Source organism: Mycobacterium paraffinicum, assembly GCF_001907675.1.
Taxonomy (GTDB): Bacteria; Actinomycetota; Actinomycetes; order Mycobacteriales; family Mycobacteriaceae; genus Mycobacterium; species Mycobacterium paraffinicum_A.
The window spans coordinates 135071-157029 of the sequence record NZ_MPNT01000010.1 but is presented as its reverse complement, the minus strand read 5'-3'; the positions used below and the strand labels follow the sequence as shown (position 1 = coordinate 157029).

Annotated in this window: 20 protein-coding genes, 2 tRNA genes and 1 pseudogene; 11 read left to right on the top strand and 12 right to left on the bottom strand. The window is 67.2% G+C overall.

Translation table 11 applies throughout. The annotated features are described in order from the left end of the window. Position 1: 1 nt before the first annotated feature. Positions 2–652 carry a CoA transferase subunit B gene (locus BRW65_RS13435; RefSeq protein ID WP_073875346.1) on the bottom strand — a complete coding sequence of 217 codons (651 nt, stop codon included), beginning with the start codon at positions 650–652 and terminating at the stop codon, positions 2–4. An 82-nt stretch (positions 653–734) separates the two neighbouring features. Continuing rightward, complete coding sequence (locus tag BRW65_RS13430) at positions 735–1478, bottom strand: CoA transferase subunit A (protein ID WP_073875344.1); 744 nt, start codon at positions 1476–1478, stop codon at positions 735–737. A gap of 191 nt (positions 1479–1669) precedes the next feature. Between BRW65_RS13430 and BRW65_RS13425 the strand changes: the two genes are divergently transcribed. Together BRW65_RS13425 and BRW65_RS13420 are read left to right on the top strand one after the other, a co-directional pair. Then, entirely contained in the window at positions 1670–2326 is a 657-nt protein-coding gene (locus BRW65_RS13425; RefSeq protein ID WP_073875342.1) for an SACE_7040 family transcriptional regulator, read from the top strand. Between the two features lie 69 nt (positions 2327–2395). After that, positions 2396–3169, top strand: a complete 774-nt coding sequence (locus BRW65_RS13420; protein ID WP_073875413.1) for an MmpS family transport accessory protein — start codon at positions 2396–2398, stop codon at positions 3167–3169. A 5-nt stretch (positions 3170–3174) separates the two neighbouring features. Here the strand turns inward: BRW65_RS13420 and BRW65_RS13415 are convergent, their stop codons facing one another. Continuing rightward, a complete protein-coding gene (locus tag BRW65_RS13415) occupies positions 3175–4515 on the bottom strand; it encodes an MFS transporter (protein ID WP_073875340.1) in 1341 nt (446 codons plus the stop codon). Positions 4516–4757: 242 nt separating this feature from the next. On the opposite strand from BRW65_RS13415, the gene cmrA reads away from it, so the two are divergent. Next, on the top strand, positions 4758–5564 hold the full coding sequence (gene cmrA / locus BRW65_RS13410) for a mycolate reductase (RefSeq protein ID WP_073875411.1): 807 nt from the start codon (positions 4758–4760) through the stop codon (positions 5562–5564). A 208-nt stretch (positions 5565–5772) separates the two neighbouring features. On the opposite strand, the gene BRW65_RS13405 is transcribed toward cmrA, so the two are convergent. After that, positions 5773–6420, bottom strand: coding sequence for a hypothetical protein (locus BRW65_RS13405; RefSeq protein WP_139273072.1), 648 nt, complete (start codon positions 6418–6420; stop codon positions 5773–5775). Positions 6421–6909: 489 nt separating this feature from the next. Continuing rightward, a complete protein-coding gene (locus BRW65_RS13400; RefSeq protein ID WP_073875409.1) occupies positions 6910–8472 on the bottom strand; it encodes a helicase HerA-like domain-containing protein in 1563 nt (520 codons plus the stop codon). Between the two features lie 119 nt (positions 8473–8591). Between BRW65_RS13400 and orn the strand changes: the two genes are divergently transcribed. The 3 genes from orn (at position 8592) to BRW65_RS13385 (ending at position 9842) form a co-directional block, all read left to right on the top strand. Continuing rightward, a complete protein-coding gene (orn, locus tag BRW65_RS13395) occupies positions 8592–9239 on the top strand; it encodes an oligoribonuclease (protein ID WP_073875336.1) in 648 nt (215 codons plus the stop codon). A gap of 45 nt (positions 9240–9284) precedes the next feature. Then, positions 9285–9360 (top strand) — tRNA-His (locus BRW65_RS13390). Positions 9361–9452: 92 nt separating this feature from the next. Further along, a complete protein-coding gene (locus BRW65_RS13385; RefSeq protein ID WP_139273070.1) occupies positions 9453–9842 on the top strand; it encodes a hypothetical protein in 390 nt (129 codons plus the stop codon). An 8-nt stretch (positions 9843–9850) separates the two neighbouring features. Here BRW65_RS13385 and BRW65_RS13380 read toward each other — a convergent pair whose 3' ends face one another. From BRW65_RS13380 to BRW65_RS13370, 3 genes are all read right to left on the bottom strand, one after another. Continuing rightward, a complete protein-coding gene (locus tag BRW65_RS13380; RefSeq protein ID WP_073875332.1) occupies positions 9851–11062 on the bottom strand; it encodes a L,D-transpeptidase in 1212 nt (403 codons plus the stop codon). Between the two features lie 129 nt (positions 11063–11191). Continuing rightward, positions 11192–12094, bottom strand: coding sequence for a DMT family transporter (locus BRW65_RS13375; RefSeq protein WP_073875330.1), 903 nt, complete (start codon positions 12092–12094; stop codon positions 11192–11194). A gap of 51 nt (positions 12095–12145) precedes the next feature. Next, complete coding sequence (locus tag BRW65_RS13370; protein ID WP_073875328.1) at positions 12146–14503, bottom strand: MMPL family transporter; 2358 nt, start codon at positions 14501–14503, stop codon at positions 12146–12148. A 219-nt stretch (positions 14504–14722) separates the two neighbouring features. Here BRW65_RS13370 and BRW65_RS13365 point away from each other — a divergent pair, with 219 nt between their 5' ends. The 3 genes from BRW65_RS13365 (at position 14723) to BRW65_RS13355 (ending at position 18069) form a co-directional block, all read left to right on the top strand. Next, complete coding sequence (locus BRW65_RS13365; protein WP_432206423.1) at positions 14723–15934, top strand: GNAT family N-acetyltransferase; 1212 nt, start codon at positions 14723–14725, stop codon at positions 15932–15934. A 157-nt stretch (positions 15935–16091) separates the two neighbouring features. Then, positions 16092–16167: transfer RNA gene (locus tag BRW65_RS13360), tRNA-Lys, on the top strand. Between the two features lie 159 nt (positions 16168–16326). After that, on the top strand, positions 16327–18069 hold the full coding sequence (locus BRW65_RS13355; RefSeq protein ID WP_073875324.1) for a DUF3556 domain-containing protein: 1743 nt from the start codon (positions 16327–16329) through the stop codon (positions 18067–18069). 4 nt (positions 18070–18073) lie between these two features. On the opposite strand, the gene BRW65_RS13350 is transcribed toward BRW65_RS13355, so the two are convergent. Then, a complete protein-coding gene (locus tag BRW65_RS13350; RefSeq protein WP_067760600.1) occupies positions 18074–18301 on the bottom strand; it encodes a DUF3618 domain-containing protein in 228 nt (75 codons plus the stop codon). Positions 18302–18399: 98 nt separating this feature from the next. Here BRW65_RS13350 and bcp point away from each other — a divergent pair, with 98 nt between their 5' ends. Continuing rightward, positions 18400–18873, top strand: coding sequence for a thioredoxin-dependent thiol peroxidase (bcp, locus tag BRW65_RS13345; protein ID WP_073875322.1), 474 nt, complete (start codon positions 18400–18402; stop codon positions 18871–18873). 19 nt (positions 18874–18892) lie between these two features. Here the strand turns inward: bcp and BRW65_RS13340 are convergent, their stop codons facing one another. Then, positions 18893–19249: an MmpS family transport accessory protein gene (locus BRW65_RS13340; RefSeq protein WP_073875320.1), complete on the bottom strand. Its 357-nt coding sequence runs from the start codon at positions 19247–19249 to the stop codon at positions 18893–18895. A 339-nt stretch (positions 19250–19588) separates the two neighbouring features. Here BRW65_RS13340 and BRW65_RS13335 point away from each other — a divergent pair, with 339 nt between their 5' ends. Beyond that, a complete protein-coding gene (locus BRW65_RS13335; protein WP_073875318.1) occupies positions 19589–20095 on the top strand; it encodes a DUF3060 domain-containing protein in 507 nt (168 codons plus the stop codon). A 26-nt stretch (positions 20096–20121) separates the two neighbouring features. Here the strand turns inward: BRW65_RS13335 and BRW65_RS13330 are convergent. Further along, positions 20122–21541 (bottom strand): annotated as a pseudogene (locus BRW65_RS13330) (dipeptidase). A 12-nt stretch (positions 21542–21553) separates the two neighbouring features. Continuing rightward, positions 21554–21946, bottom strand: a complete 393-nt coding sequence (acpS, locus tag BRW65_RS13325; RefSeq protein ID WP_065444533.1) for a holo-ACP synthase AcpS — start codon at positions 21944–21946, stop codon at positions 21554–21556. Between the last annotated feature and the right edge of the window lie 13 nt (positions 21947–21959).

Below are 21959 nucleotides of genomic sequence, written 5' to 3'. Positions count from 1 at the left end.
CTCACGAATGCCTCCCAGTAGTCGCCAGCACAAGCGGCGGTTCGGTCCTGTCGCGTACCTCGTCGACCGAGACGCCGGGGGCGGTCTCGACCAAGTGCAAACCGTCATCGCATACGTCGATGACGGCCAAGTCGGTGATGATGCGGTTGACACAACCCGCACCCGTCAACGGAAGCGTGCACCGCGCAACGATTTTCGGGCTGCCGTCGCGGGCGGTGTGCTCCATCATCGCGATCACCTTGCGGGCGCCGTGAACCAGGTCCATCGCGCCGCCCATGCCCTTGACCATCTTTCCGGGGATCATCCAGTTGGCAAGGTCGCCGGTGGCCGAGACCTGCATCGCCCCCAGCACGGCGACGTCGAGGTGTCCGCCGCGAATGATCCCGAAGGAGGTCGACGAACCGAAGAACGCCGCACCCGGCAGCGTCGTGACCGTCTCCTTGCCCGCGTTGATCAGGTCCGCATCGACGTCCTGGGGCCGGGGGTACGGGCCCACACCCAGGATTCCGTTCTCCGAATGCACGACGACGGTGATACCGGCCGGGATGTGGTTGGGGACGAGAGTGGGCATGCCGATGCCGAGGTTGACGTATTGGCCGTCTTCGAATTCGGCGGCCACCCGCGCCGCCAAACCCGCCTTGCTCCACGTCACTTGGCGCCACTCTCCCCCGCAAGCGGGTGGGGGTACCTCCCACTTGTGGGGGCGTGCCCCCACGGCATCGTCGTCGGCGCGCTCACCGCACCGTCACCTTCTCGATTGGCTTGGCCGGGTCTGGCACGTGCACGACCCGATGAACGAAGACGCCGGGCGTGTGCACCGCGGCGGGGTCGATCTCCCCCGGCTCGACGAGCTGCTCGACTTCGGCGATGGTGATCCTGCCGGCCGTGGCGCAGTCGGGGTTGAAGTTGGCCGCGGCCGCGCGGTAGACGAGGTTGCCGTGCCGGTCCCCCTTCCAGGCGTGCACCAGTGCGAAGTCGGTGCGGATCGCCCGCTCGAGAACGTAGGTCGCACCGTCGAACTCGCGCGTCTCCTTCGGCGGCGACGTCAACGCCACCCCGCCAGAGGCGTCGTAGCGCCACGGCAGGCCGCCGTCGGCGACCGGAGTGCCGACCCCGGCGGGCGTGTAGAACGCCGGGATGCCCGCGCCTCCGGCGCGCAGCCGCTCCGCCAGCGTGCCTTGCGGGGTGAGCTCAACTTCGAGTTCACCGGCGAGGAACTGGCGGGTGAACTCCTTGTTGTCACCGAAGTATGAGGCGATGGCGCGGCGAATTCGCTTGTGGTGCAACAGCGCCTCCAGCCCGACGCCGTAGCCGCCGCAGTTGTTGGACACCGTCTCCAGGTCGCTGACACCGGTATCCACCAGCGCGGCGATCAATGCCTCGGGGATGCCGCAGAACCCGAAGCCCCCGACCGCCAGAGACGACCCGTCGGCTATGTCGGCAACCGCCTCGGCGGCCGTTGCCACCACCTTGTCCATCGCCGCAGCAGCCTCCTTGCCGTCGGGCGGGGTTTGAGTTAATGCTGATTAACTCACGGTGACAATACCATCGTCGATCCCCGCGGTCCAGGGACCACGACACCTGGCCGTCGCCCGCTATTGCGGCAGGTAAACCGGTGAAAAACTCGTGCTAAGTTAGTGGCGATTAACCAACTGGACGGGGGTTCGTCATGACAACGTCCATCTCGGACGGCCAGCCCGGCCCGCCGGATGCCCCAAATCGGCGCAGCCAGTTGAAATCCGACCGGCGCCTGCAGCTGCTGTCGGCCGCCGAGCGCCTGTTCGCCGAGCGCGGCTTTCTCGCCGTGCGGCTAGAAGACATCGGTGCCGCCGCCGGTGTCAGCGGCCCCGCCATCTACCGCCACTTTCCCAACAAGGAGTCGCTACTGGTTGAGCTGCTGGTGGGCATCAGCGCGCGCCTGCTCGCGGGCGCCCGGGACGTGCGGACCCGGAGCCCCGACGCGGCCACGGCGCTGGACGGCCTGATCGACTTCCACCTCGACTTCGCGTTCGGCGAGCCCGACCTGATCCGCATCCAGGACCGCGACCTCGCCCACCTGCCCGAAGCGGCCGAGAAGCAGGTGCGCAAAGCGCAGCGCCAATACGTCGAGGTGTGGGTTGGGGTGCTGCGCGAGCTGGACCCCGACCTCGCCGAGGCCGACGCCCGACTGGCGGCCCACGCGGTCTTCGGCCTGCTCAATTCGACGCCGCACAGCATGAAATCCCCCGACACCTCACGTAGCAAGTCGGCCCGCACCGCGCGGTCGCGCGCCGTCATGCGGGCGATGACCGTCGCCGCACTGGCCGCCCGGAACCAGTGCCCCTGAGTCACCGCTGGTGAGGTGATTCGCCGTTCGGGCGCCCGGCGCAGGTACTCTGCACTCCATGAGGTGGACATGAACGATTCACGTCCCACCGAGCGGATCAGCCCCTCTCTGCCAGGATCGGGGCCGCAGGGCCCGTGGTATCCGCCCGCCGATCCCGCATACGCCGATCAGGCGCCCTACGCGCCCACCTATGGCGGGCAGGCTCCGCCGTGGTCGTCCAACATGAACGAGACCAACACCACCAGAGAGTTACCGGCGTACTGGCAGCACGAACTGCCTTCGTCGGGACAACCCGCGGGCTCGGCTCCCCCGCCGCCGGATGGCCCGAAACCTCCGCCGCGGTGGCTGTGGATCGTGGCCGGCGCGGCCGTGCTGCTGGTGGTCGCCTTGGTCATTGCCCTGGTGCTGGTGAACAACGCGATCAAGACTCAGACCGCCGTCCCGCCGCTGCCCGCCATGCCGGAGACGACCCCGACGATGCCGAGCCCGTCGACACGCACGTCGACGCCGCGCATTCCGGCCCCGGTGCCGCCCACCGGCGGCTCCCCGACCCCCACCGAGTCCACCGGCCCGGCCGCGATGCAAGACATCGTCTATAGCGTCGCCGGCGAGGGCCGGGCGATCAGCATCATGTACATCGACACCGGCGACCTGATCCAAACCGAATTCAACGTCGCGCTGCCCTGGACCAAAGAGGTCAGCCTGTCGAATACGGCCGCGCACCCGGCCAACGTCACGATCGTCAACATCGGCCACAACGTCACGTGCACGGTCACCGTCGACGGTGTCCAGATGAGCAAGCGCGTCGGCGTGGGCCTGACGATCTGCGACGCGCGGGGCTGAGCGCCCTACGACGGTTCGGCCGCGAGGGCGCCGCGTGCCGGGACCCGAACCGCGAGCATCGCCAGCAGACCGGCGAGCAGCACCAGCGAGATGCCGCCCAGACCGGCGCGCACGGCGCCGAATACGTCCACGAACACCGAGAACAGCCACGGCGCGACGAACGCGACCGCCCGCCCGGTCATCGTGTAGAGGCCGAAGGCGACGCCTTCCCTGCCGTGTTTGGCCATCTGCAGCAGCAGGGCGCGCGAGGACGACTGCGACGGCCCGATGAACATGCACAGCAGTAGCCCGCAGATCCAGAACGCCACCGAACCGGACAGCAGCATCAGGGTGATGCCCAGGACGACGATCGCAGCGAGGGACGCCACGATGACGGGCTTCGACCCGATCCGGTGATCGACGAACCCGCCCAGCACCGCGCCCACGGCCGCCACCACGCTGGCCACCACACCGAACACCAGCACGTCACCCTGCGAGATGCCGTACACGTTGACGCCGAGCACGGCGCCGAAGGCGAAAATCGCCGCCAGGCCGTCGCGGAAAAGCGCGCTGGCGAACAGGAAGTAGACCAGGTTACGGTCTCGCCGCCACTCCGCGGAGACCTCGGTCCACAGCTTGCGATAGCCGCCGAGCATGCTCGTCGGCTCGTACACCTCGGCCGAGTCGGGAAGCCGATGCGCGACGAACAGCAGCGGCAGCGCAAAGATCGCCAGCCAGGCCGCCGCGACCAGCATCGCCTCCCGGACGTAGAGGCCGTCGTGAATGGACACCCGCAAGAACCCACGCGTCGCATCCGGCCCGGAGCCCTTGCCGGAAATGAACCCGCTGTAGACCACGAGCAGCAGCAGGACGCTGCCGACGTAACCGGCCGCCCAGCCCAGCCCGGAAATCCGGCCAGCTGTCTGCGCCGTCGAAAGTTGGCGCAGCATTGCGTTATACGGGACGCTGGCCAGGTCGCTGCAGGCCGCCGTCGCCCCCATCAGCACGAGCCCGGCCCACAGGTAGCCGGGGCGGTCGTGGATGAAGAACATCGCGCACGTCAGCGCGACCGCCAAAGCGGTCAACACGCTCAAGGCCACCCGCCGGCGATGCGGGGACTCCACCCAGACGCCGACGGCCGGCGCCAGCAGCGCGACCGTCAATCCGGCGATGGCGGCGGCGCGGCCCAACCAGCTTGCCGGCGTGGTGGGACCGGAGATGCCCACCCCCACGCTGGTGGTCAGATACACCGAGAAGACGAAGGTTGCCACGATCGCGTTGAGGCCGGTGGAGCCGCAGTCCCAAAGCGCCCATGCCACCACCCGGGATGGCACGGGCGTGAGTGAACGCGACGACGGCTGGCCCATGCCCGGCACTCTATTTGTTTCGCAGTCGACCCGCCGCGCCCGGCTTCGCCGCGCTCGCGATCGCTGCAATTTGTTCCGCAGTCGACCCGCCGCGCCCGGCTTCGCCGCGCTCGCGATCGCTGCAATTTGTTCCGCAGTCGACCCGCCGCGCCCGGCTTCACCGCGCTCGCGATCGCTGCAATTTGTTTCGCAGTCGACCCGCCGCGCCCGGCTTCGCCGCGCTCGCTGTCTACGATTGGTTCATGCCGATCCCCGCGCCCAGCCCAGACGCGCGTGCCGTCGTGACCGGAGCCTCGCAGAACATCGGCGAGGCGCTGGCCACCGAACTGGCGGCTCGCGGACATAGCCTGATCGTCACCGCACGACGCGAAGACCTGCTCAACGAACTCGCCGCCCGCCTGACCGACAAGTACCGCGTCACGGTCGACGTGCGTCCCGCCGACCTTGCCGATTCCGCGGAGCGGGCGAAATTGTGCGAGGAACTGGCCGCCCGGCCCATCTCGATCCTGTGCGCCAACGCCGGCACCGCGACCTTCGGTCCGGTGGCCACGCTGGACCCGGCGGTCGAGAAGGCCCAGCTGCAGCTGAATGTGCTTGGCGTGCACGACCTTACGCTGGCGGTGCTGCCGGGCATGGTCGAGCGCAGGGCCGGCGGAATCCTGATTTCCGGCTCTGCGGCGGGCAATTCGCCGATCCCGTACAACGCCACCTATGCGGCCAGCAAGGCGTTCGCGAACACCTTCAGCGAGTCCCTCCGCGGCGAACTGCGCAACTCGGGCGTGCACGTCACGCTGCTGGCGCCCGGCCCGGTACGCACCGACCTGCCCGACGACGCCGAACGGTCGCTGGTCGAGCGGCTGGTGCCGGACTTCCTGTGGATCTCCACCGAACACACCGCCAAGCTGTCGCTGGATGCCTTGGCGCGCAACAAGATGCGCGTCGTGCCGGGCCTGACGTCGAAGGCGATGTCAGTGGCCAGTGGGTACGCCCCGCGCGCTATCGTCGCGCCCATCGTCGGCAGCTTCTACAAGAAGCTGGGCGGCAGCTAGCCTCGCATGCTCTGAACAATGACGTGGTAGACGAAAACTTGGTCATCTGATCCCTCCGCGGCTGACCTGGTTCCCACGCACTGGTGACGAGCCGACTAGAACGCCACATTCGTCTCTTGGTGACCGATTTCCTGAGTCTGCTTTCCGCTGGCGTCGTGGCACGAGACCACCACGTGGTAGTTGGTATTCGTGTTGAAACCATTGAAGGTCAAATCGGTATGCCCGTTTGGATTGACCGTGAAATCACGGTGAGTATTGAAGGGGTCGAGTCATAGGTGCACTTGGCGGTCAGGGCCGACGAGTTCGTAATCGTGGCGGTGATGCTGCCCAGATGCGGAGGGCCGAACTGCAACTGGATCGCGTTGGTCACGGGCGCCGGCGCGGGAGGCGGATTGGGGTTGGGAGTATTGCTGCAATCCGAGCCCGGCGGCAGTTCGTACCCGCCGGCGCTGCAAAAGACCCGCTTCTGGGAGTCTGGCACGGGCGCCGGCGCGGCAGGTGCCGCCGGTTGACCCAACACGATGGCGACGTCGCTTTCGTCGCGGCCTTGGTCGCGGAACATGCCCACCCCGAAGTCCTTGAAGGTGCAGTCATGGATGTACGGAGTCGCATGGTCCATCGCGGCCGAGGTCGCTTTATCGGTGGGATCGGCCATACCCAGGAAACCTACGATATGGCCGCAATAGCCCTGCGGGTTTGAGCTCGGGACAACGTTGGCATTTCTGGTAAACATCTGTGCCGAGGTTTCGAGTTGGTGGGAATACGCCAGTGGCTGGCAGGTGGATTGAGTGCGGGCGCCGTTGACTGCGCCGCGGATGTTGTCCAGCGGATCGGCGTGGGCGGCGGGCATCGCCACTGTCGCCGAAGCGAATCCGAGGAAGCAGGCCGTCAGCCCGTATCCCGCACGCCGCATCCGCTGAACAACGCCGGTCGACGTGGTCGACGAAAACCTGGTCATTTGATCCCCTCCGCGGCTGGCGTGGTCCCCGCGATACTGGCGACGGTGCGTCGCTGTCGATTTCAGCCCTGCTGCGATGTGATGCTATGGCGTCACGCGCGCCGGGAAATCAGGGATTCCCCTACACTTTCCGGCTCTGGCGAAGCCCTCACCGGCGCAGACGCGCCTATGAAAGCGGTGGGCCTCGACCAGTCGGTGCGGTCAATCGTTCGTCGGTACCGAAGACACCCCGGCAGCGGCGACCGGGCGGACAGATCGCGATCGCCGAGCAGGGCCACCTGGACACCGCTGGTGCCAACTCGTCACGGCACCAGCGATATTCGAGAAACTGAATACCCGACTCCGGTCGGCGTTCGCTCACGATTCGCTCGCCTTGCGTGCCGACGGTTACTTCCGGCGGCGGCCGCTTCCGAAGATGCCCTTCACTGCCTCGCGTATCGCCGTGTTGATGCCGCTTTTCACCGTCGGGTTACTCAGCACTTCCTCCCACATGGCGGGACCCCTCGGCTCCGCCGGCTGCGGCATCGGCGGCGGCGGCTCGTTCGCGGGTACAGGCGGGTAGTCCGACCGGGCTGGCGGCGGCTGGGCCCGCCGACCGGGCGCGTTCGGTGCAGGCGGCTGCGCTGGTTGTTCAATCGTATGCCCGTACTTCTGTTGCAGCGGACTGCTTTTCGCCGCGGCGGCGATCGCGTCGTTTCCGATCGAGGCCATCAGCGACCGCGGCACCCGCATGCGGGTCCACGCGACGGGCGTGGGCGCGCCCTTCTCGGACAGCACCGTGACGACGGCCTCCCCGATGCCCAACGACGTCAGCGCCGATTCCAGGTCGTAGACATCGGTTTTCGGATAGGTCCGCACGGTCTTGCTGAGCGCCTGCTGATCGTCCGGGGTAAACGCCCGCAGCGCGTGCTGAATCCGGGCGCCCAGCTGGGAGAGCACATCGTTGGGCAGGTCGGTGGGCAGTTGCGTGCAGAAGAACACCCCGACACCCTTGGAGCGGATCAGCTTGACGGTCTGCTCGACCTGTTCGAGGAACGCCTTGGAGGCGTCGGCGAACAGCAGGTGCGCCTCGTCGAAAAAGAAGACCAGCTTGGGCTTGTCGATGTCGCCAACTTCGGGCAGCACCGCGAACAGGTCGGCGAGCACCCACATCAGAAATGTGGAGAAGATGACCGGGCGCAGCGACTGACCGCTGAACTCCAGCAACGAGATGATGCCGTGACCCTGGTCGTCGACGCGCAGTAAATCCTGGGGATCGAGCTTGGGCTCCCCGAAAAAGGTGTCACCGCCCTCGCCGGCGAGGTTGACCAGCGCCCGCAGGATGACGCCGGCCGTCGTCGGCGAAACTCCGCCCAGGTCTTTCAGGTCGGCCTTGCCCTCGTCGCTCGCCAAGTGGCTGATGACGCCGCGAAGGTCGCCCAGGGTGACCAGCGGACGGTTGGCCTGCTGGGCCCAGTGGAAGATCAGGCCCAGCGTCGACTCTTGGGTAGCGTTGAGCCCCAACACTTTCGAAAGCAGAACCGGGCCGAAGCTGGCCACCGTCGCGCGGACCGGCACGCCCAGTCCGCCGGTGCCCAGCGACAAGAACTCGACCGGGAATCCGGTCGCCGCCCACTGGTCGCCCGTGTCTTTGGCACGCGCGGCGGTCTTGTCGTTGGCCTCCCCCGGCCGGGCCAGACCCGACAGGTCGCCCTTGACGTCCGCCATCATCACCGCCACGCCCGCCGCGCTGAGTTGTTCGGCGATCAGCTGCAGCGTCTTGGTCTTCCCGGTTCCGGTCGCACCGGCCACCAGGCCGTGCCGGTTGATGGTGGCCAGCGGGATGCGGATCTGCGCCGTCTGGTCGACGGCGCCGTCGACGACGACCGCGCCCAATTCGAGTGCCAGCCCGTCGACGGCGTACCCGTTGGCGATCCGGCGCGCGGGTGTTTCCGCGGATTCGGTGCTCATCGTGCTGCGCTCCCGTTCCCAGTGGTTCGGCATGCGGTCCGGCAACGCTCACACTACTTCTCCGGCGCAACTAGGGGCGATGGCCAGCGCGAGCGCCACGTGGGCCTACTCTGAGCGCTGTGCGAGACGAGTTGGTGTGGATCGACTGCGAGATGACGGGGCTGGACCTCGGCTCGGACAAGTTGATCGAAATCGCGGCCCTGGTCACCGACGCCGATTTGAACATCCTGGGCGACGGCGTCGACGTGGTGATCCACGCCGACGATGCGGCGTTGTCGTCGATGATCGACGTGGTCACCGAAATGCATACGCGTTCAGGGCTGATCGACGAGGTGCGGGCGTCCACCGTCGACCTGGCGACCGCCGAGGCGATGGTGCTCGATTACGTCGGCAAGCACGTCAAGCAACCCAAGACGGCGCCGCTGGCGGGCAATTCCATCGCCACCGACCGCGCGTTCATCGCCCGCGACATGCCGGCGCTGGACTCGTTCCTGCATTACCGGATGATCGACGTGAGCTCGATCAAGGAGCTCTGCCGGCGCTGGTATCCGCGGATCTACTTCGGCCAGCCGGTCAAGGGCCTCGCGCACCGCGCCCTGGCCGACATCCACGAATCGATCCGCGAGCTGCGGTTCTACCGCCGGACCGCCTTCGTTTCCCCGCCGGGACCTTCTACCAGCGAGATCGAGGCCGTGGTCGCCGAGTTGGAGGGCGAGGGGGACGCCCCACCCGAAATGGATTCGGCCGCCGAGCCACCGACCGGCTAGTATCGACGTCGCCGCTCGATGGCCTCGGGGCCGCTGGCGGCAATGGTGGCTGTAGTTCAGTTGGTAGAGCACCAGGTTGTGATCCTGGGTGTCGCGGGTTCGAGTCCCGTCAGCCACCCCAATCGGCAGGAAGCCGTTGCCGCTTCCTGGCCGCCGGGTCGTTTCGGCCCCCTGCAACGCGATTGCACCCGTACAGGAGAGGGACAGCGCGCCGTGCCGCCGAAGCGTCATCGCCTCGCCGTGAACGCGGCCTGTGCTGTCCTGCTCGCCGGCTGCGGGGGGTCGAACCAGACGGCGACCACCGTCACGTCGACGGTGCCCGCAGAGACCAAGACGGTGACCGTGACCGCCGCGCAACCACCCCCGCCGGGACCGAAGACGACCATCGAGTCCGACGGCACGTTCATAGTCGGCAGCGACATTGCAGCGGGCACCTACCGCAGCGCTGGGAAATACGGGTGCTATTGGGCGAGGCTGCGCAGCCTGGATACCAACGACATCATCGACAACAACGTCAACGACGGCCCGCAGGTGGTGCAGATTCTGCCGACCGATCGCGCATTCATGACCAGAAACTGCGCGGCCTGGCACAAGGTCGACTGAACCGCACGTCAGGTGTTGGCGTTGCCCGCTTTCCACTGCGGCCAGGGAATGTTCCAGTCGCCGAGGCCCTCGGTGCCCGGCAGCGTCGGCCCCACCGTGTTGATGACCTCGACGATGTCGCCGGTCTTGCTGTGGTCGTAGAACCACTCGGCATTGCTGGGGCTCACGTTCAGGCACCCGTGGCTGGTGTTGGTGTGCCCCTGTGCGCCGACCGACCACGGCGCGGAGTGCACGAAGACGCCGCTGTAGGACATCTGCGTGGCCCAGTCCACTTCGGTGCGATATCCGTTGGGCGAGTTGACCGGAACGCCGTAGGTCGACGAGTCCATGATGATGTGCTTGAACCGGCCGCCGATGATGTAGAAGCCGTTGTCCGTCGGCGTGCTGTCCTTACCCATCGACGTCGGCATGGTCTTGACCACTTCGCCGTTGACGCGCACGGTCACCGTCTTGGTGGTGTCGTCGGCGGTCGAAATGACCTCGTCCCCAATGGTGAAGTGGGTCTTGACGTTGTCCTCACCGAACATTCCGTCACCCAGGTCGACGCCGTAGGTGTTGACCGCCACGTCGATGGCCGTTCCGGATTTCCAGAAATGCTCTGGGCGCCAACGAACTTCGCGATTATTGAGCCAGTAGAACGCGCCCTCGACGGGCGGGTTGGTGGTGATCTTGATGGCCTTCTGCGCGGCGGCGCGGTCCGCGATGTTCTCGTCGAACCGGATCGCCACCGGTTCACCGATGCCCACCACCTCGCCGTCGCCCGGGGCGACGTAGGGCATCGTCAGGTGGGCGGGCGAGCTGGTCTGGAAGGTCATCTGCCGATTCGCAGCGCCGCCCATGCCCAGCGCTTTCACACTCAAGGTGTAGCGCCTGTTGTAGCCGAGTTGCTCGGTGGTCGACCAGCGCAGTCCGTCGGGGCTGAGCTGGCCGCCGATGGACTTGCCGTTCTCGTTGACCATGGTCACCGACGCGAGAACGCCGTCGGCGACGCTGACAGTCACCGGGGCATCGACGGTGACGCCGACGGCGCCGTCCGTCACCGAGGAGGTCAGCTTCGGGACGAGCAGGTCGGCGAACGGGGTGCCCTTGTCGAAGATCACTTTCGCCGGGGCCGCGGTCTGGCTGCCACCGCAGGCGACGCCGAACACAGCAACCGATGCGATCGCGGCGGCCAGCCACGATCGTCGTCTGCGCAAAGGCGTCATCGAGCGACCTTCCATGGATTCCGATGTAGTTGGTCACCGCTGACCAGAAACAGTGCATGCATTGTAATGCGTTTTGTGGCACTCGCGTGCCGACCTTGACAGGTCCGTGATCAGGTGTCGCGCAGGGCCGGCTGGACGGCGCACTCAGGCCGGTTGGCCGACCCCGTCATGGAGTTCCGCCTCGACCCGATCACGGGTCGCGACGGCCTCTACACGCGCGAGTTTGACGATGGCCGCCGCCGACACCAGGACGGCCACCGCCAGGGCGATCATGCCCGCGCGCCCCGCGTCCAGCGCCTCGTCAAGCACGACGACCCCCAGTGCCGCCCCCACCACCGGCTGCGCCACCTGCAGGGCGGGCATCGACGCCGTCAGCGGCCCCGCCCGGAACGCCGACTGGCTCCACACCACGCCGCCGGCGATCACCAGAATCGCGGCGTAGAGCTCCGGCGTTCGGGTCACGGCCCAGCCGCCCTCGCCGAGCCGGGCGACGACCTCCTTGGCCAGCACCGCGAAGATTCCCCACAGCGAACCGGATACGAGGGCGAACAGCACCGCCGCCGCGGCGCCGCCCCAGATCCGGCCGGCCACGATGCAGGCGAGCAGAAGCGGCCCCAGCACGACGGCCACGACGGCCCAGGTGCGAAGCGGTGCGGAGGCGTGACCTGCCTGCGGATTGCCGACGATGACGATCACCGTCACCGCCGCGGTCAGCAGCGCGGCCCACATCCACTCGGCCGCCGTCACCCTGCGGTGATACAGCCTGGCATTGATCGGGAGCGCGAACAGCAGCGAGAACATCAGCAGCGCCTGCACCAGCAGCACCGAACCCTGGCCCAACGCGGCGGCCTGCAACCCGATGCTGGCCGCGAGCAACAGCGCACCGCACCACCACCGCCGGTTACGCAAGAGGCTGGCGAACAATTCGACGTGCCCCACCGTCCGGTCCTCGATGCAATGCGCCGCTCGCTGCTGCAGCACGTCACCGATCGCGACGCACAGTGCGGACGCCAGCGCGAGCAGGACGGCGACATCCGTCTTGGGCATCACGGTTCTCCGTCGGGGTCGAATACCGTTGCGCTGCAACAGGAAAGCGGGTTAGCCACGGTACGTCGCCGCTTTGGTGGGCCACCTCCGGATCGAGGGGCCCTGCGGCTCGGGCGCGTCAGCGGCCCAGCGGCGCCGCCCCACCGCAGCGGCTGCGTCTTCACCCGTCTCGGACCGTTCACGCAGCCGCTCCAACGGCCTGGGCGCCCACCATGTCCACCGGCCGAGCAGGTGGATGAAAGCGGGGACCAGGACCATCCGCACCAGGGTGGCGTCGGCCAGCACGGCGAGGGTCAGGCCCAGACCCAGCATTCGCATGAACGAGACGTGCGCGGGGATCAACGCGGCGAACGAGATCGACATCACCACCGCCGCCGTGGTGACCACCCGGCCGATGCCGGCGATGCCCAAGGCGGTGCTCTCGTCCGTGGCCGCACGTGCCTCGGCCGGAGTCGGTGGCGTCTCCTGGATCGCCTGCGACGCCAGCCAGTATTCGTGGATCCGCGACACCAGAAACACCTCGTAATCCATGGCCAACCCGAAGGCGATGCAGAACAACAGCACCGGGATGTTGGCGTTCAACGTCCCGTTCGGCGTCGTTCCCAGCGCGCCCAAGTTGCCGTCCTGGAAGATCCACACCATGGCGCCGAACGCGGCCGTCAACGACAGCACGTTGCACACCAGCGCCTGCAGCGGCAGCACCACGCTGCCGGTCAGCAGGAACAGCAGCGCGAAGGTGACGAGGGCGATCAGCCCGAATACCAGCGGGAGCCGTAGGGTGATCGCGTCGACGCTGTCGCGGTTGATCTGCGCCAATCCGGTCATCTCCACCGACCGCCCGGCCGGTCCGGCGACCTTGTGCAGTTGGTCGAGCTGCGTGTTTGATGCTTGCGAGTAGAGCGGCGCGGTGCTGGCCACGGTGAAGAAGGCGCCGCCGTTGGCAGCGCCGGTGGCCGCCGCGGGAGGTCCCACGCGGTTACCGCCGACGAACGTTCCGGTGGGCGCGGTGACTGCGGACACGTCGGTGACGCGGGACAGGTCGGCGGCGTAGCGGTCCAGGTCGGCGGGGCCCACGCCGCGGGCGTCCGGTACGACGACGGTGACGCCGTTCCCGAATCCGTTGGCGAAGTCGTTGTCCAGCATGTCGGCGACTTGGCGCGCCGACGCCGACCGGGGCAACACGCGCTCGTCGGGAAAGCCCCACTTCACCCCGAGGAACGGAACCCCGAGCAACAGCAGCAAAGCGACGACGCTGAGGCCTACTGGCATGGCGTGGCGCAACACGTACCGGGTCGACCGGTACCAGAACTGCTCCTCGAGCGGCTTGTGCGCGTGATCGCGGAAGGACCGCTGCCCGTGCAGGATGCGATGCAGCACCCGACGGCCGTCAAGCGAGTCCAGCCGGGGGCCCAGCAAGGCGATTGCCGCCGGGGTCACGACGACGGCCGCGACCGCGACGATGGCGGCGGTGGCCACGATGGTGTAGGCCGACGATTTCAGGAAGTACATCGGGAACACCGCCATCACCGCCATCGACAGGCCGACGGTGGTGGCGGAGAACAGCACGGTCCGGCCTGCGGTGGCCATCGTTCGCATCAGCGCCCGCTCCCGGTCGCCGCTGCGCGCCAGCTCCTCGCGGAAGCGGCTGATGATCAGCAGGTTGTAGTCGATCGCCAGAGCGAGTCCCATCGCGATGCTCAGGTCCAGCGCGTACGTCGAGACGTCGGTGGCGAAGGTGATCAGCCGCAACACCGACATGGTGCAGACGATGGCCAGAGCGCCCAAGGCGATCGGCAGCGCCGCCGCCACCACTCCGCCGAGCACCCATACCAGCACCGCAAAACTGAGCGGAATCGCGATGGACTCCATCAGCAGCAGGTCGCGCTCGTTCTGGTCGTTGATCTGGGCGTACGCGACCGCCATGCCCCCGGCACGCACGGTCACACCCTCGCGGTCGTGCACCAGTTCGTCGGTCAACGTGCCGGCGTACTTCTGGGCGTCGTTCTCGCCACCTTTGAGTCCGGCCACGATCATCCCGGACTTCTGATCCTTGCTGATGAGTTGGGCGGCCGCCTGGGGTGGCGATGTCCACGCCGAGGACACGTTGAGCACCCACGGCGAGGTCTTCAGGCGGTTGGCGATATCGGTTCCGACATCGCGACCCTGGCTGCTCTGGACGCCGGCCGGCGCGGTGACGACGATGATCATCTGCTGATCGGTCTGGTTGAACTTGTCCCGCAGTACCGCGGTGGCCCGCGCGGACTCCGAGGTCGGGTCCTGGAAACCGCCGCCCGACAGCTTGTTGATCACCGGAAGACCGAAGACCGCCGCCGCAACGAGGACCAGGAAGGCGCCCGCGATGATGCGGCGCGGCGCGGCGATGGCAAGTCTGGTGATCGCCTGCAGCATCTTCCGTCCTTTCGGTTAGAGCCCCCGGCGTATCCCTATACCCGAACCAGACGCCCTGACCCACATTCACCGCTACTGCCGGTGACGTTTGGCAATCCACCACCCGGGTATCGGACGAAGGGGGCGCAATCAGTAGGCCATTCGCAGTGCGGAGCGCCGTTTTGGCTGGGCTATAAGCGGATTGGATGAGCAGTGAACGCGACCGACAACGCCATCAATATGCGGCACCCGACCGAGGACGAATTGCAGGCGGTTTACCGGAATCAGGCTCGCACATTCGGAGATCCGGTCGACCCGGCCAGCGTGCAAGCTTGGAAGCGCCGCGTCAAAGTCGACGACATCCTGGTGGCCGAGGACGTCTCCGATCCGCAACGGCCGTTCCTGGTGGGAACGTCGATCATCTACCACACCCAGCTGACGGTGCCGGAAGGGGCCAGCCTGCGGGCCGCCTGGCTGACGATGATTGCCGTCGCGTCAACCCACCAGGGCAAGGGCGTCTGGGGACAGCTCAGCGCCCAGGGGCTGGGAATTCTGATGGAACGCGGTTACCCCATCGTCTTTGGCGTGCCGACGCAGACCGCGATGTACGACGGCTTTGGCGCCGGCGTGGCCACCTACACGCGCAGTTACTCCATCGACCGCCGCTTCGCGACGTTACGAGCCGCGCCCGGCGCCATCCGAGCGCGCGAGGTCGACGCCGCGGAAGCGAAGTCGCTATTGCCGGAAATCTACGAACGTTGGTGCGCCGCAACGCCAGGAGCGGTAACACGCAGCGACGCGTGGTGGGCCGACTATTTGGAGGACCGGCCGACGCAGCGGGGCAATGGAACTGCGCTGAATTTCACGATCCATCCGGACGGCTTCCTGACATACCGCGTCGCCGGTGGGTCTAATCACGGTTACCGGCCACCGTTGGGCACCGTGGTTGTCGAGGACTTCTGCCCCATCACGGACGAGGCCCACACCGAGTTGCTCCAGACGCTGCTGGTCTTGGAGATGTTCGACACCGTAGAGATCGACCTACCGGTCGACGATCCACTGCCGCTCAAACTCACCGACCTGCGGGCCGCCGAAACGACCGGCGTGAGCGACTTCCTCTGGGTGCGGATCAACGACGTCGCGGAGGTGCTGGGCGCCCGCGCGTACGCCACAGATATCGAAATCGCGCTCGAAGTCACCGACCCGCTCGGGCTGGCGGGCGGGCGGTTCCTGCTGCAGGCCCGTGACGGTGTGGGGAAGTGCGCGCCCCATGACGGGCCCACCGATGTCCAGATCGGCCTGGCCGACTTGGCCACCATCTACATGGGCGCGCACAGCGTCCCCGAACTCGTCCGAGCGGGCCGGATAGCGGAACAGCGACCCGGCGCGCTACACCGCTTGGACGCCGCCTTCAGGACCGAGCGGGCACCGTACTGCGGGACGCTGTTCTGAGTGGCCTGCGCTGCAGCCCGATTCGTGATGAGCAGCGCCGGGACACCCTGGCAGGAACCGGCACCCCCCGGCGGTCGGTATTCTGGAGGAGATCGGGGGATTTCACAGCGCGGCAGGACGCCTGTTATTGTCGCGTACGCGGTCTCGGCCGTCGAAAGCGCCGTTAGCTCAGTTGGTAGAGCAGCTGACTCTTAATCAGCGGGTCCGGGGTTCGAAACCCTGACGGCGCACCACTGAAAATCACCAGGACGCCTCTTGGCGTTCCCGTTCGCCCACAGATTGGGCCCGCCCGACTTTTCGGCGTAATTCGGCTGCCGCACGAATGTCACTGCAGGTAGCTTCTCCTTCACAGCGAGTGCCCCGTGGAACGAGCCGTGCCCGAAGGAGCTGCAATGGGGTTCATCCAGCCGAATCTGCCCGTCGTCGACGTAGCCGAATGGAGCACGCAACCCCGCGCCCAGCGGATCGTGCCGATGGTGCGCCACATCGCCGAGAACGGGTTCGGCACCCCGCTGATCATGCACGTGATGTACGGCGTGAAGATCGCGCTCTACATCCTCGGCGGCTGGGTGTTCGGGTGGTGCACAACGGGCATCGGCGCCTTCACGGGCGTCGCCGCCTGGTGGTCGGAACCGATCGTGTTCGAGAAGGCCGTGCTGTACACCATGCTGTTCGAAGTCATCGGCCTGGGCTGCTGCTTCGGGCCGCTGGCTGGCCGATACTTCCCGCCGATGGGCTCCATCCTGTACTGGTTGCGGCCCGGCACCATCCGGCTGCCCCCGTGGCCGGATCGGGTGCCGCTGACCAAGGGCAGCGTCCGCAGCCCGATCGACGCAATCCTCTACGGCGCGCTCCTGGCGCTGCTCGCGGTCGCGCTGGTGTCCGACGGCACCGGCCCAATTCCGGCCCTGCACACCGAAATTGGCGTGCTGGCGCCCTGGCATACAATCGCGATCCTGGCCGTCCTGTCCGTCATCGGTTTGCGCGACAAGGTGATCTTCTTGGCCGCGCGCGGCGAGGTCTATGCGCCGCTCGCGCTGGTCTTCCTGTTCCCCGGGGCGGATTCCGTCATCGGGGCCAAGGTGGTCTTCATGGTGATCTGGCTCGGGGCCGCCACCTCAAAGCTCAACCGGCACTTCCCATTCGTGATCTCGACGATGCTGGCGAACAACCCGTTCATCCCATCCGGGGCGCTCAAGCGGTCGCTGTTCAAGCGCTATCCGGACGACCTGCGGCCCAGTGCGCTGGCGGGTTTCATCGCACACTTCTCCACCGCCGTGGAAGGCCTGGTGCCGCTGGCGCTGCTCTTCTCGCACGGTGGCTGGCCAACGGCCATCGCCGCGTTCGTGATGATCGTCTTCCACCTCAACATCCTGCTCGCCTTTCCGATGGGGGTGCCGCTGGAGTGGAACGTGTTCATGATCTTCGGGGTGCTGTCGCTGTTCGTCGCGCACGCGCACCTCGGATTGTCCGACCTGGCCAACCCGTTGCCGGTGGCGATCCTGTTCGTGGTCGTCGCAGGCGTCGTCGTCATCGGCAACCTGTACCCGCGCAAGGTGTCCTTCCTGCCCGGCATGCGGTATTACGCGGGCAACTGGGACACCACCGTGTGGTGCGTCAAGCCGTCGGTCGACGAGAAGATCCGCACCGGCTCCCGCGCGCTCGGGCCGATGTATCACCTACAGCTCGAGCGTCTCTACAAGACCAAGGAAGAGACCTTGGTGCCCATCCATCTCGCCTACGCCTTCCGAGGGATGAACACGCACGGCCGCGCGCTCTACACCCTGGTACACCGCGCGTTGGCCGGGTACGACGAGGCCGACTACAACCTCTGTGAGGGTGAGAATCTCTGCGCAATGGTCCTCGGCTGGAACTTCGGCGACGGGCACATGCACAACGAATGCCTCATCGAGGCGCTACAGCAGCGCTGCAACTTTGGGCCCGGTGACGTGCGGGTGGTGATCCTGGACGCGCAGCCCATCCACATCCAGCGTCAGGAGTACCGCCTGGTGGACGCGGCGACGGGCGAATTCGAGCGCGGCTACGTCGAGGTCGAGGACATGGCTACTGCCCAGCCCTGGGCCGATGACCTCCCGGTGCACGTTCAGACCGGCACGGGCGCCGGCATGACCTGACGGGTCAGCGGTTGCGCACCCGGTGCACCACGACCACGACGACGAGGACGCCGACGCCGGCCAGTGAGACCGTGACCGCGGGCTTCTTGACGAAGGCGATCACCCGAACCTTGAGGTCATCGGCGAGGCGGCGCGGGTTGGCGCGCACGGCAAGCGAGTCGACGGTGGCCGCCAGCTGGTCGCGGGCGACGTCGATGTCCCGCTTGATGGCCTCGGGGTCCCGGTCCGCCACGTGTCTGTCCTCCCAATCGGCCTGATGCACCTGAGGCACTACCCTAGATCAGCTGGCGATAACCCCAACGCTCCGGTGAACAGAAAGGGGCCCCGAAATTGGCCGAGACCACGCGGCTTGCGCCGGGCGACAAAGCGCCCTCCTTCAGCCTGCCCGACGCCGACGGCAACAAGGTGTCGCTGGCCGACTACAAGGGGCGTCGCGTCATCGTGTACTTCTACCCGGCGGCTTCGACACCGGGCTGCACCAAGCAGGCCTGCGACTTCCGCGACAACCTGCACGAACTCAGCGGCGCCGGCCTCGACGTGATCGGCATCTCCCCCGACAAGCCGGAGAAGCTGGCCAAGTTCCGCGACGCCGAAAAGCTGACGTTCCCGCTGCTGTCTGACCCCGAGCGCAAGGTGCTGACCGCCTGGGGCGCCTACGGCGAGAAGCAGATGTACGGCAAGACGGTCCAGGGCGTGATCCGCTCCACCTTCGTGGTGGACGAAAAGGGCAAGATCGCCGTCGCGCAATACAACGTGAAGGCGACCGGCCACGTCGCCAAACTGCGCCGCGACCTGTCAGTCTGAACCGCCGAAGCGTCCGCGGTTAGGCGGCGCACTGCGCCAGGCCGGCTTCACCCGTGCCCGTCGTCGACTTGGCGTCCTTGACCGTCCCGTTGACCGTGATCGTGCAGGTCGTCTTTTGACCGGTCGGGTTCGCGGCAACGGTGAGCACCGCCGCGGGACTGGCGTCCTTGCTGGTAAACGAGATGGACCATGGCACGGGCTGATTAGTCACCATCTGCAGCGTGCCCGTCGCGTCTATATACGACACCGCGGCCAACGGGGCGTCGGAGGTCACGGTGTACACCACCGCATCACCCGGCGCGGCGACCGCACCCGGCGCAGTTATCAGCGATGCCAAAACCAATACCGCGGAGGCCGCGGCAAACTGTGTCTTCATCAGTTGCTCCTTCTGCCCCCGCTGATCCGTACTCTGCGCTCGTCGTGGCCTGCCGGCAACTTGACTGAAGCAGCTTCCAATGCCGCCGCCGCTAACCCCTTCAAGGGAACGCGGGCGAAGTGCAAAGTCGAAGGGGGGCCAGCTCTGTTGGGATCGGTAGCCGCACGCGACGCCGAGAATTTCTCAAGTGGTTCGCCGTAGCGTACGGCGCGACCGGCAACGAAAGGGCTTTCCGATGAGCACACCCCGCGGCCGGATCATCGGGGCGGCGATGATTTCTGGTGGCGTCGCGGCGGCCGGCCATTGCACTCCGCGCGCGCCAAAGCGGATCATCTAGCCGTGGACGCGGACGACCCCGAGCAATACATTCGCAACCTCGAGCATGGCGCCGGCCAGACACCGGGGTCCGAGCCGCGGCCGTTCGGCACGTCCGGCGACGGGCAGCCCGGCGGCTTACGCGCGTTCGCGGATTTCGTCAAGTCGCTGAATACGCCGCGGGGCAAGGTGATCTTGGGAGCGTGCTCGGTCGTAGCGGTATTCGCGATCGGGTTCTTCTTGAGCCACTCCGGCACCACCGTGCAGGGGAACCTCGTGATGATCAATAGCGGCGCGAGGGACAAGATCGACTGCAACAACGGAAACCTCAAGCTGGACGGCGACAACAACAACTACACGGTCACCGGCCACTGCAAGAGGCTCGAGGTCTTCGGCAGCGGGAATCACGTCGCTGCCGACAGTGCCGACACCATCGACGTTTTCGGCGACGACAACGCGGTGACCTACCACTCGGGCTCACCGAAGATCGAGAAGACCGGAAACAACAACGCCGTATCTCAGCGGCGGTAAAAGCGGTTGGTACGCAAGGGCCGCCGTTAGGCCAGGTTGGCCAGCAGCAGCGCCTCGGCGATCGCGGCGCGTTCCAGCACACCGAGATGCAGGCTCTCGTTGACGCTGTGCGCCTGGGTGTTGGGGTCCTCGACGCCGGTGACCAGGATCTTGGCCTGCGGGAACGCGTCGGCGAACTCGGCGATGAAGGGGATGGAGCCGCCCATGCCCATGTCGACGGGTTCGGTGCCCCACGCCTGCCGGAAGGCCGCCCGCGCGGCGTCATACACCGGACCGCTGGCGTCGATGGCATAGGGCTCGCCGACGTCGCCGCGGGTGACAGTGACCCGCGCGCCCCACGGTGCGTGCTCGCACAGATGCGACGTCAACGCGTCCAGGTGCGCCTTGGCGTCGCCGCCGGGCGCGACCCGCATGCTGATCTTCGCCCGCGCCCGCGGGATCAGCGTGTTCGACGCCTTCTCGATCGGCGTGGTGTCGATGCCGATCACGGTGATCGCGGGTTTGGCCCACAGGCGCTGCGGCGCCGAGCCGGACCCGATCTCGGACACCCCGTCCAGCAGCCCGGAGTCGGCCCGCACCCGATCGTGCGGGTAATCGACAGCGGCGGCGGTACTTTCGTGCAGGCCGGCGACCGCCACGTTGCCGTCGTCGTCGTGCAGGCTCGCCAGCAGCCGCACCAAGACGCTCAGCGCGTCGGGCACCACTCCACCCCAGATGCCGGAGTGCAGGCCGTGATCGAGCGTGGCGACCTCGACGACGCAGTCGACCAGGCCACGCAGCGAAACCGTCAGCGCCGGCACGTCGGTGCTCCAGTTGTCCGAGTCGGCGATGACGATGACGTCGGCGGCCAGCGCGTCGCGGTGGGCGGCCAGCAACCGGCCCAACGACGGCGAGCCGGATTCCTCTTCACCCTCGACGAAGACGGTCACACCGACGGGCGGTTGACCGCCGTGTGCCCTGAAGGCGGCCAAATGCGTTGCGACGCCGGCCTTGTCGTCCGCGCTGCCGCGGCCGTAAAGCCGGCCGCCGCGTTCGGTGGGCTCGAAGGGCGGCGACGCCCACTGGGCGGCGTCGCCCTCGGGCTGCACGTCGTGGTGGGCGTACAGCAGCACGGTGGGCGCGCCCGGCGGCGCGGGATGGCGCGCGATGACCGCCGGCGCGCCGCCTTCGCTGACGATCCGCACGTCGCCAAAACCGGCCTGCGACAACAGATCCGCCACCACCCGCGCGCTGCGGTGCACCTCGTCGCGGCGGCCCGGGTCGGCCCACACCGATTCGATGCGCACCAGGTCCTCGAGGTCGCGGCGCACCGACGGCAACAGCTCGCGGACGCGCTCCACAAGATCAGTCATGACCTCGAGGCTAGTCCCCACTTTTTTCGGGCCGAGCAGACGCAAAGTCGCATGAATGCCCCGGCCAAGATGCGACTTTGCGTCTGCTCGCGATAGGCGCTAGGCACTAGGTCGTCTCCAGGATCGCCACGGCGGCCGCGGTGTCGCCCTCGTGTGTCAGCGACACGTGAATCGTCACATCCGCCAGGTGTTTGGCGATGTCGCCGCTCAGCCGCACCCGGGGCCGCCCCCACATGTCGGTAACCACCTCGATGTCGCGGTGGATGTCCTCGGGCAGCACGGGCCGCTGCGCGAACCGGGACCCCGACCACGCCTTGATGACCGCCTCCTTCGCCGCCCAGCGGGCCGCCAGGTGGCGCGCCGCCGACGAACTCTTGTCCGAGGCGTCGCGGCGCTCACCCGGCGTGAACGTCTCGGAGAAGACGGTTCCCGGCTGATCGACCTGCTCGGCGAAATCAGGGATGGAGACGACGTCGATCCCCACACCGACAATTCCCATGGGACGCCAGGCT